We start from the raw sequence: 11666 nt of genomic DNA on the forward strand, positions 1-11666 counted from the left end.
GAAGGGAGACCTTTATTTTTAGATTTGAGGTTCAATACGATTGATTTCAGTGTCAATAATATTTAAAGATTTAATTGGGTCATATTGATAATCTAATTCACCCCAAAAAACAGTTATTTGTTCTCTTAATTCCCTTAAATAAATGGCAGGAATATCATAACGATTTTTAATTTTGCGTAAAATCTTAGTTGCTAATAAGTGATCTGTTGCTTCTCCAATCGTGCCACCAGATGCAATTACAACGGGAATAAATGCCTCTATTTGTCTTTCTAAACGATTTCCCCAACCGATTTTAAATTTTATTTCCAACAAATCAGCTAAATAGTCTTTCAAAAATTGATCGGCTTGTTTTGCTTGTGATTGATACTGATTTTGGGCTTGTTGAAAAGCTAATTTTAAGGCTTGATAAGAAATGGGGTTTCGATAATTTAATTCAGGAATATCAAATTTTACTTGATTTCTGCCTAATTCCATAATATGGGCGCGATCGTAAGTTTTATCAGCAAATTCAAGGGTAGTTTCATCTTGGTTAGCTGTACCAATAAACCAGATATTTTCGGGAATTTTTAGGGTTTTATGATCCTCAAATAAGGCAGGGTAACGGCGATTTAAGTCGGTGGTAAGGGTTAGTGTGGGTGATTCTTGTTCTAATTTAGAGAGAAAATCGGCAAAATATTGTTCAGGGCGAGAAAGATTCATTTCATCCAAGACAATAATGTAAATGCGATCTCGATAAAATGGGCATTGTGCTTGATAAAGTGCCTGTAAAAATTCCGATTCATAAAATCTCTTTTCAAAGGCGTTGTAATAACCGATTAAGTCTTGTCTGTCTCTCCATCCTGCTTGTACTTCAATTAATTTATAGTCAGTTCTTTTGTTTGGTTCTAACTTATATTCATTATTGGGATCATTTACTGCACTGGAAAAAGCTGTTGCCAAGCTAGTTTTACCTGTACCGCTAATACCTTCGAGCAAGTGTAGGCGACTCATGGCTAAACCACCAAGAAAAGTACGAATATCTTGGGCTGAGTAATAAAGGCGTTTTTGCTCATGTTCAGAAGAAACTGCAATACGATAACGCAAATCTTCAGCAAATTCTCTTAAATTGGGGATACTTTCTTCTAAAGGTGTAATGGTTTGCAGTGTTTCATTCTCATCCATCGCAATACATTCCGGGAAGGGGCTAGTATCTTTACTTTTTTCTATTTCTTGCCCTACTTCTTTTCTCAATTCTTCTAAGGCATTTCGGAGGCGATCGTTATTTACTTGTAATGATTCTTTTTCATCTCGTAGTGTTTCTACTTCTGTCACTGCCATTTTGCTATAAGTGTTATTTCTTTTTAATTCCTGTAATTCCGTTACTAATCGAAATCTATCTCTTTCCCATTGTTCTTTTTCACTTTCTAATTGAGCTAATTTTTCCGTAGCAATGTCACTAGGTTTTGAGGCTAATTCAATTTCTAATTCCTCTTTAATTCTGCGTAAATTTTCCAACTCGGTTAATATTTCATGGGGCGATCTATTGCCAAATCTGCGATCGCTTTCTTCTCGATTAATTATCGTTGTTTGTAATAAATTAATAATTCTTTTTCTTTCGTCTAGTTGTTCTTTTTGATAGGTTATTTTTGCTTCTAAAAGTTCTATTTTTTGTGCTGACTTTTGATTAATTTTTACTTCTAAATTTTCTCTATCCTCCTCTAATATAGTGCGATCGCACTCCAGTTGGGTTTGCTGTATTTTTAACTCTTTTCTTGCTTCTCCTAACTGCTGATATTCTTTTTCTAACTCTAATTTATTATTGATTTTTTCTGTTTCCAGTTGATTTTTCTTATTAATAAACTCCTGTTCAAGTTGTTGTCTTGTGATGTCTAACTTTTTATATTCTTCCTCTATCTTTTGTTGTAAATCTTGATTTTTTTGAGTAATTTCTGATTCTAATTCTTGATGCTTTCTTGCTAATTCTTGATAAAGTTTATTCCGTTCTTCATGTAAATTATCAATTTGTTTTTCTAACTCTTTAATAATGCTAGTATTTTGTTCAATAAAACCTGATTGAGCTTGTAATTTTAATTCCTCTAGTTCTTGTTTTCTGTGGTTAATTTCTTGTTCTTGTTGACGTAAATATCGATATTTTTCTTGAATCTTCTCATTTTCTTGCTCAAGATATGCTTTTTCTTCCCTTAAATTATTTTTTTCTCTTTGTAACTCAAACTGCTCATGATCAAAATTTTCTAAAGCCGTTTTTAACGTAGTCTCTTTTTCTTTAATTTCATTTATTTTCTGTTGTAAATACTGCTTTTCTTCCTCAAGAATATTTTGTTCTTTCGTTAATTCTTCTCGCACTAAATTTAAACGAGTTTTATCTCTTTCTAAATCATTTTTTTCCTGATTAATAACTTGCCATTCTTTATTTTTTTGCCGTTCAAATTCATTTCTTTTTTGCTCAATTTCTATCTCTAAGTTTTGATATAAATTTTGTTCTTTGTCAAGTAATTCTCTCTCACGAGTAATTAATGCTTGTTTCTCTTGGTTTAATTGTTCCAGTTGTTCTTGATACATCTGTTTTTGTTGATTTAATAAATCTTTTTCTTGTTTTAACTGATTAATTTGAAGCTCTAATTCCTGTTGTTTTTCTTGGACTAATTGGCTATCTTTTTGAGCTTTTTCTAAAGAAATTTCTAAATCTTGATTATCAGGTAAATTATTTTGATTGTTTAATTCATTCATGGTAATTTCCTCTTGATTGATAAATTATTGAGTATAAAATAAGTTTTTGAAGTAGTTAGAATTGGAAAGCAATAAAATCCTCTTTTAAAACACCCTAGCTCTCTTATTAAAAGAGGAGAATTTACAGGCAAATGATGAAAAAAGTCACTCTTACTAAGGGGGTTTTAGGGGAATATAAAACTCTTTTAGATTTTTAAACATAAATAACTTCCTCCTCTAGTTCTATGGGTTTATGAAAATTTGTTTGTAAAAATAATTCGATTAATTGATAGACTAAAGCTATTTGTTTTTTAACTATCTCTTGAGTTAATTTTTGTGAACTATAATGACCACTTTTATTTCTTAGGTCAGCTAATTTATCTAACTCAAAAAGTAAATTTGGCATCTTTTCAGCAAAGAAATATAGCGGATGTTGCTCATAATTATAAGCAGTTAATAAACTAGCTATTACATAACCTCTCAGTGAACCACTTTGATGATCTGACGCAGATTTTATTTTATTAATATCCACTGATAATAAAGACTTCGGTAATTTTAATTTGCTGTCGTGAGACTCATTTTTTAAGGGTTTGAATCCTATTTTTTCGACTATTTGTTCGAGAATAATTTTATTATATTCTTTGTCTCGATGATCTAAGATTTCCCAACATTTTTCTGTAGGATATTGATCTCCTATAATTAGGAATATATTTTCTAATAATTTTTGACATTTTATGACAATATCTTCTAACTTATCATTAATAAAGTAATTAATGTAATTTATATTTTGTTTATTTTTGCTAGATAATTCTAGTTCTAAATAGGTTCTTTCTATTACTATTAATCCTTTATATAAATCATCCCATTTAAGTATTTCTAAACTTAATTTATTTTCGATGATATTAATAGCTTCTTCATGATAAATCATCAAGTCTTGACGTTTTTCTTGTCTTTCCTTTGATTCATTCAATTTAGTGTTACTATTCAGCAAATTATTAATGGACTTTTGTAAGGGGAAATTATCTTGTTTTTGGCAACATTTATTAATTTGACGATATAACCAAGGGCTATCTCCTAAACCGAAAGGATCTGATATTTGCCAATTATTCTCTGTAAATTCATCAAAATTTGATTCAGGAGTATAAATAAAAGTCGCTAACCAAACAGGTTGAGGTTGTTCTTCAATAAATGAAATACGTTTTAAATCTGGTTGTTTTTCAATATTCCATAATTGTTCATTAGCTTCAACGTCGTTTTCCCGATGACGATTAGTTAAAGTTTGATTATGAGTTTTTATTGCTCTTAAAATATCTCTGGGAGTCGGTTTAACCATCAAAGTATTATTAATGGGTAAAGGCATGAAAATTTTTTGATAAAAGGGTTTTCCCGTTGTGCCTAAAACTAATTCAGGGTAATCATTGTCATTAAATCGAGTTTCGGCATATTCTAAGTTTTCGATAAATCGGGGAAATAACTCACCCTGCCAAGGCTCTTGAAATACATAACCTGCTATTAAATCTTCTGTTTCTATCAATTCATTTTCTAAAATTTGCTTTCCTTTTTTAGTGATTAAACCTTGATGATCAATAAAATTGTTATATTGAAGTTCACTGATAATTAAAGCGGATAAATCCCCGCCTATATCTAATTTTTCCCCTATTTCTTGGGCTGTAAAAGCCCCTATTCGACAAATTCCTAACACGGCTTTTTCTAAAATATTTAGTTTGCGACTTGAGACACGGGGGGCTAAAACTCGATAGTAGTAAGCTGGAAATAATATATATTCACGATTAAGCCAACGTTGGTGCGATCGCGCTTCATAATATAAGATGGGAGTTTCTTTGGTAAATAACATTGTTTGTTCTGGTTTGTAAATAATTAAAGATGTTCAGAATGAGAGTTTTTGATTAGGTTTGTAGTAAGCCTTTTAAGGCTTTTCATCAAATGAGTTGAGATTCCTCATATTCGTTCGGAATGACAGGATCATAATTTTTTTAAGGCTTTTCATAACATTGATAAATTTTTCCCTGTTGACTCTGACAAAGTTGATAAAAATTAACCAGTTGAGGAATAGCAACACGAGCAGATTTATGATTTACCATATCCCCATCACCCACAGCGATTAATAATCTTTGTTGCCGACTCATTGCCACACAAAGACGATTTTCCAACATCAAAAAGCCGTATTTTCGGCGATACATTCTTTCATCGATAGGGTTAATATTGTTACTTCTAGTTAAAGAAAGAAAAACTACATCAAACTCTTTCCCTTGAAAAGCATCCACAGTACCGACTCTCAACCTTTCCACAATCTTATTTTCATAGTTAGTAGTTTCTTGCCATTGTTTCGCCACTTGAAAAAATCCCTCCTCTGATTTTTCCGCAATGCCCACTTCTTCTAAGGCTTTCCAAATTTCCGTCACTTGAGCAGAATAAAAAGCAATAATGCCGAAAGTTAGTTTTTGATCATGTTCAATCAATCTTTTTAGTTCAAATGCGATCGCCCTTGCTTCCACTGGGCGAGATTTACTTTGCCCTTGTATTTCACCCCCCGCAGAAAAAGGAACATTAAGCCAAGCAGTAACGCTATTTTCATAACCCGGTAAATTGTGAATAAAATCATTGGCACATCTTCCCGAATTAATATGAGATTCCCCATGACATTCATAAAAATTTTCACTGACAAAATCCCCTAAAATGGGGTGCATTCGATACTGAGTATCAAGGGTGACAGTTCTTTTGATGCCGTCTTTTCTTTCCAACTCCTGTAATTGATTAAAAAGCCGTTCAAATAAACTTTTTTTGAGGGCATCTTGAGTATCGAAGGTTGATTTAGTTAACTCCTTTTCCACATCATCCTCTAAAATATGGGGTAATTGACGATGATCTCCCACTAAAATAATTCGCCTTTCAGCCTTAGCCATAGGAATAAATAAATCTAAGGGATTCGCCCTCGCCGCCTCATCAATAATCACACTCTCAAATACATGATCTTTATTTTCTGTTGCCTCAATCATTTTTTTGCCCACCGATTGCTGACAGGTTGCCGCTAAAACTACCGTATATTTGCGAATAGTACGAGCTACTTCTTCGGGATCTGTTTCTAAATCGTTCAAATATTCTGTCAATACTCCTTCAATGCCATCGGGGGATTGTTTAACATAATTATCGAGGGATAAACGAACTTGTTTGAACAAATCAAGAATTTTGGGATTTGCTACGGGAGTTGTCACGGGTTGAGTTTCTTTGGGAATTAATCTTTCTAATAGTTTTTGCTGTAAATCCGCCAATTCTCCTAAAAAAGGAGGTTCTGATTCTTCTACCCAAACCCCTGCTTGTTTTAATAAGTCTTCTTCTTCTTTACTTAAAATATCTAATGGTTTTAGTCTAGCTAGAGCTTTGAGAGCATTTTCATCACCGTCATCAGAAAAAGTAGCCCAAGTAACTCTAATTCCTTGCACCGCTTTGAGTGCTAATTCTCTTTTTTCTGAGTCTTCTTGATTTAGGTGCGATCGATTTTGTTTTAATTCTTGACTTAATCGTAAAAGTTGATCCGATAAATCAGGGGAAATACAACAGATGGTTAACTCGTAAATATCTTTTAGTAATTTAACGGTGTCTTCTTGATTACCGGGGGTTAACTGATACATAGCCGTTAATTGTTTTACTTTCCTTAAGGTTTCTTGTCCCGTTAATTTGGGTAAATGAGCTAAACTAGCCCTAACTCTTTGGATTCTTTCCCTACGCCATCGATCAACATTATCCAATTCTGAATTTTTGCCTTTTTTGCCTCCAATTCTCACCGCAGGAAGTTGAAACAAAGTTGTTCTCTCGGCGGCATTTTCTACCGCATCATGTTGATAACTGGTTAATAAAATACGATGATTAACCGAGCGATTAGCGTCTTCTGCTTCTTCTGCTAATCTAGCCTCAATGGCAGTAATTACCTTGGTTTTACCCGTGCCGGGGGGTCCTTGTATCAAAGCAATATCGGGGGTATTCAAGGCTATATTGATGGCTTCTTCTTGGCGCGGTGTCGGTGATAAACCATTAAATAATTTTTTGACTTCTTTGGTAATAGGTTTTATGTTTCTGGTACGTCTGAAGCTAACTGCATGGTTTTCTAACAGTAAAGCTAATTGGGGCATGGGATTTTGAGCCATTCTAATGGCAGATTCTGCTAATGTTCTTCTCTGTAGTCTGATGCGATCGCCCAACAGGGAAATAAAAATATATCCTTGATGTGGGGGGGTTATTTCTTCATCATCCGCATTAGATGGTTTAATTTCAATCTCTAATTTTTGCGAATCAATTTCTACAACTTCCCCTAAAAAACTTTTACCATCTTGAGAAAATTCTCTTTTTAAAAGCCCTGAATCTTGTTCATTATTATCATCTTTATCATGGCTAAAATTAGGCGGTTTTTTATTAACTTCCAAAGATAAAGTTGGATTTTCCCTTAATAGCTTAAATTTTGCTTTTAATTCCTTTTTTCTGTTTACTGTATTTTCTAATTTAAAACGGTAATTGCCATTTTTTAAAGCAATTTGTTTTACATATTTTAACCAACCAAATTCTCTCGCATTATCCCAAATAATTTTTCGTTCTATATTATTATATTCCTGCCATAAAGCGAGGTAGCTATCAGATTTTTTGACAATATCATCTAATTCTGTTTGTATATTACCCCTTAAACTACCTGCGATCGAAGCATCACAAAAATAAATATCAGCTTCTAAAATAATCATCGGGCGTTGCTCATTAATATCTTTAGGTTGTCTTGCCCTTTCTACTCTGTTAATTAAAAACTTATTATCGGCAGTTTTTTTGATATTAATAACGATGCCATTACCCCATAATTGAAAACTACTTTCTAAACTGTTTTTAATTTTATTTCCTGCTTGTAATAATGCTCTTTTAAGTTGATTATTTTTAGGATGAGGTAATAATATTTTTTTGTTCAACCATTCAATAATTTTATCAATGGGTTCTGATTTTCTCAGATGTCGATCGCGAATATCATCAACAATTCTTTCATCAATACCAATTTCTATTTTTTCATTAGGTAAATACAACTTATTAGGGAATTCATGAACTTGTAAAAAAATAGTATCAGGAGTTTGTAGATTAGGTTGTAAAGCCATTACCCAACATAAACGAGGTAAACTTCTATCTATTAAGTCTAATAATTTATTTTGATTATCCTGATTTACCCCTTCAATTACCCAAGAATCTTGTTGATTAGTTATAAAAATTTCTCCAGTTAATTGAGATTGTAAAATACTTATTTCTTGCTCAATATTGAAAGATTTTTCAGGTAAAAAAAGATTATCATGAACTTGTTTAATTTCTAAACTTAACTTTCTTCCTGCTTGAACTTCACTAACTTTCATTATTTAATTTACTCCTAAATTTAATTGTATAGGTTTGTAGTAAAGACTTTAGTCTTTGTTTTCTAAGTTTTAGATAGTGCAATCAGAAACTTATTTGAGAAATTGAGAGTTATATTCCCCGTTTTTTAGGCAGGGCTGTTTCATTCTAAAATTTTTGGTTAAGAGAGAGTAATGAGTAACGAGTAATAAGGAATGATTTTTGATAATTTAAAATGATTAATTGATTGTTTTAAGATTTTTTACTATTACTTAAAATCTGCAAGTCAAAAATCTCCCCATCTCCCCCTCCCCTTATCTCCCGCTCTTTTTTTTCCCTCGAAAATGAAACAGCCCTGCGTTTTTTGGGGGGATTAGAGGGAATCTTTTTTAAGAGATTTTGGGGTGATATTATATTATTTTTCAAGTTTAATCACCTCCTTTAATTAAGCGAAAAGAAGCGTATCGATGAGGACAACTTAAAGAACCAAAATGTAAAAGCCAATCACCATATTTTCCAGCTTCCACAGGAAATTTTAACCATCTATCTTCAGAAATTTCTCTCTCAATTTTATTATTTTCTTGATTTTGAGAAGTCAATAAAAAAGTTTGATTATTACACTTATGAACTCGCAAATAATGATCAGTAAATTCTATTTCTAAATTAGGTTGATGGGCATCTATTCCCAATCTTCCGTTAATAATTCTGTTAGTTAAAATTACAGAGCTATCTCTTTGTAAAGCCATAACTTGTAATAATTTACCCTTTTTTTCTGGTTTTTCATCAGGATGCCAACGATAAATTTCAACAATTACTAAATCTGGGCGAGGATATTCACACCAAGAACAATCTTTTTGATTTGCATAGTAGGTACTGTGACAGCTAGGACAGGTAATGGTAAAATCGGCGGCATTGTATAAATATTCAGCCCATTGATTCAACCCCGGGCGTTTTTGAGGGTTTAAAAGTCCTTCACCAAAGCATTTATTGGCTAATGTTTGCAATCGAGGAGAAAGAGTTATATCTCTAGGAAATCCTTTGTCTGTGTAATTACTGTTGTCATTAGGATTATCTATCCAAGGGATTTCTCCTTGTAAGGCTTTTTCTTCCAATTCTGGTTCACCATAACTAACTAAATCACCATCAGTTAAAGGGTGCAGTGTTGTTAAAATTTGAAAAGCTATCACGGCAAAAGCGTGGGCATCTGTGAGAGTATTAACTCCTGATTTGCCTTTGACTAATTCGGGAGCTCCATAACCGGGGGTATAAAATGAGGATGAAACATTACTTTCATAGCAAAGATTATCAGCATCAATAAATCTAATTTCATTCGCATCTAAGTCTGAGGATACAAAAATATTATTCGGTGAAGGATCGGCATAGACTAATCCTCTACCATGTAATTGAGATAGGGCTTCGGCGGATTTTGCCAATAAAATTAATCTTCGCCGTAAACCTCCCCCCTGCAAATACCATGTAACTGGACATTCAATTTTTTGGGGTAGGTAAGTTAATTTACTAATGGGTATCATTCCTGTTAATAGTTCCATTACATAACCTACATGGGGCGGTTGTAACATTTCTAAGGGCATGGCAATGGGTAATTGTTGGATGTCAAATAACATTCTTACTTGACTGAGTTGACGACGAAGACGATCGCGCCTAACGGTTGATTTATCTGGAATTAACTTAATTGCTTTTCTTCCTCCTTTGATACTGTAAACTCTACCTTGCCCCCCTTCTCCTAATTTTTGATCCAATTCATAAACCGTATTTTGTTCATCAACTATTATTTTCATGGTGTTTTCATCCTTTTTTGATTGAGTGATTAGTAAATCCAATTAAATAAAAGAAAGTTCGTAGTTACCCCTTTAGGGGTTTCAAACGTTCTTGAAATAACGGAACTGAAGCCTTCACTACTAACCGAGCCTATTTTACGTTTAATTAAATGGGGCTACTTAAGTCTTTTAGTTCAACAAAACTATTTAGGGCGATGCCATAAAACGGCAAGGGTTTTATCATCAAGATGTTTAGGAGTAGGCCAGTTTTTGAGTTCTTTAGTAAGCGATCGCCACCTTTTTTGTGGGGCTAAAGTACCAAAATCATCTAAAATAAATTGCACAAAATCCCCCAAAGTATCGCTTTTTAAATCATCAGCAATGCCGTCAGTGGCTAATAACACCGCCGAGTTAGGAGGAAAATTAGGTACAGTAAAAAATGACCATTCTTGAGTGGATTTAGCTACACCTAAGCCAGTGGTTTGATTGCCAAAAGTTTTATTTTTCTCGCTTAAAATTGTCAGTTGCCCGTTATTTTCCCTTAAAATCGCAATACCATCCCCTAATTGAGCCATAATTAATTGCCCGTTAGGAATTACCACAGCAAATAAACAAGTGGCGACACTATCTTTTTTCAATGCAGGTAATATATTCAATTCCCAATGTATGTGAATAAGCCTCAACAATAAACTAGGGAAAGCAGAAGGAGCTTTTACCCAAGCTAATAAGGATTGCTTCACTGCTAAACAAGCCATTTTTGCACCCATACGAGCATTAGATTTTGAACCCATGCCATCACTAACAACAATCCCCACCCCAGAGTTATTATTAATTCTTCCCCAAGCGTCTTCATTAAGGCGGTTTTTTTGTTGATGAAACGGCCCAATTACTGAAGTGCCAAAGGTTTCATAATTAATTCTATTACGAGATGACATAATTAAATTTTGGTTGCTTCATACATTTTTACTATTTTCGTAGTAAGGGCTAAAGCCCTTTTTAATGATTACCAGAGAAATAAAACTGAAATAAATTAAGGATGCTTAAAAACAACCAGTATATTCATCATCGAGATCATCAAAATTATCAAGAGCATCAAAATTAAGAACAGGAATACTATTGGGATTAACACTTTTGGAAGCATTAGTAATTGTCATGGTGACAAAGCGGAAAAACTGTTTAATTTGATTGGCTTCATCAGCTCTAAATACTGGAATTTCAGGATGTTGATTTTGTAAAAAACTTTGTAAAGGTTCGTTATCAGCTTCAGCACCGATTGCCATTGATAACCGTAGTGCTTTAGATGCCCTTTCTGAGGTAATTAAATTATTAAGAGGTGGTATCCATTCATCGGTAGGAATGCCGTCAGATACTAAAATAATAGTGGGGTGATAGTCTCGACTAGCAATAATCGATCGATCTTCCACCATTGCCTGAGCTACTCCAAAAGCATTACCCATAGGAGTTCGCCCCATGGCACTCATGTCTTGCCATTCGATTTTTTCTGCTGGTTGTAAGGGTATATGAATCTGAGCTTTTTCTCCTCCGAAGGTAATCACAGAAACGTTAATTTCTGCCCTCACATCTTCCTCTTGGGCAAAACTATCAATCATAGATGCGATCGCACGGTTGAGAGTTTGAATTTTGCCGTTGCTTTCCATACTGCCACTGACATCAGCGAGAATGATAACTGGTAACTTTCGGGGAGAATGCACAGTAAATTTTTTAAGATTACTCATTAATCAATTTTTAGATTTAGTTCTATATATCTATCAGGATCATTTTTTGTTTTTATGCAGATTTTGCCAAAAATTT

6 protein-coding genes are annotated in these 11666 nt (G+C 33.4%); all 6 read right to left on the minus strand.

The window, feature by feature from the left end:
• Positions 1-18: 18 nt before the first annotated feature.
• The 6 genes from CYAN10605_RS12420 to CYAN10605_RS12445 all read right to left on the minus strand — a co-directional run bounded on the left by CYAN10605_RS12420 (position 19) and on the right by CYAN10605_RS12445 (position 11590).
• Positions 19-2727: a hypothetical protein gene (locus CYAN10605_RS12420; RefSeq protein WP_015220299.1), complete on the minus strand. Its 2709-nt coding sequence runs from the start codon at positions 2725-2727 to the stop codon at positions 19-21.
• A gap of 193 nt (positions 2728-2920) precedes the next feature.
• Complete coding sequence (locus CYAN10605_RS12425; RefSeq protein WP_015220300.1) at positions 2921-4561, minus strand: hypothetical protein; 1641 nt, start codon at positions 4559-4561, stop codon at positions 2921-2923.
• A 139-nt stretch (positions 4562-4700) separates the two neighbouring features.
• Positions 4701-8099, minus strand: coding sequence for a DEAD/DEAH box helicase (locus CYAN10605_RS12430; protein WP_015220301.1), 3399 nt, complete (start codon positions 8097-8099; stop codon positions 4701-4703).
• A 405-nt stretch (positions 8100-8504) separates the two neighbouring features.
• On the minus strand, positions 8505-9875 hold the full coding sequence (locus CYAN10605_RS12435; RefSeq protein WP_015220302.1) for a protein kinase domain-containing protein: 1371 nt from the start codon (positions 9873-9875) through the stop codon (positions 8505-8507).
• 182 nt (positions 9876-10057) lie between these two features.
• Positions 10058-10789, minus strand: coding sequence for a PP2C family serine/threonine-protein phosphatase (locus CYAN10605_RS12440; RefSeq protein ID WP_015220303.1), 732 nt, complete (start codon positions 10787-10789; stop codon positions 10058-10060).
• 105 nt (positions 10790-10894) lie between these two features.
• Positions 10895-11590, minus strand: a complete 696-nt coding sequence (locus CYAN10605_RS12445) for a vWA domain-containing protein (protein ID WP_015220304.1) — start codon at positions 11588-11590, stop codon at positions 10895-10897.
• Positions 11591-11666 lie beyond the last annotated feature (76 nt).

Origin of the sequence: Cyanobacterium aponinum PCC 10605, from assembly GCF_000317675.1 — a bacterium.
Classification (GTDB): domain Bacteria; phylum Cyanobacteriota; class Cyanobacteriia; order Cyanobacteriales; family Cyanobacteriaceae; genus PCC-10605.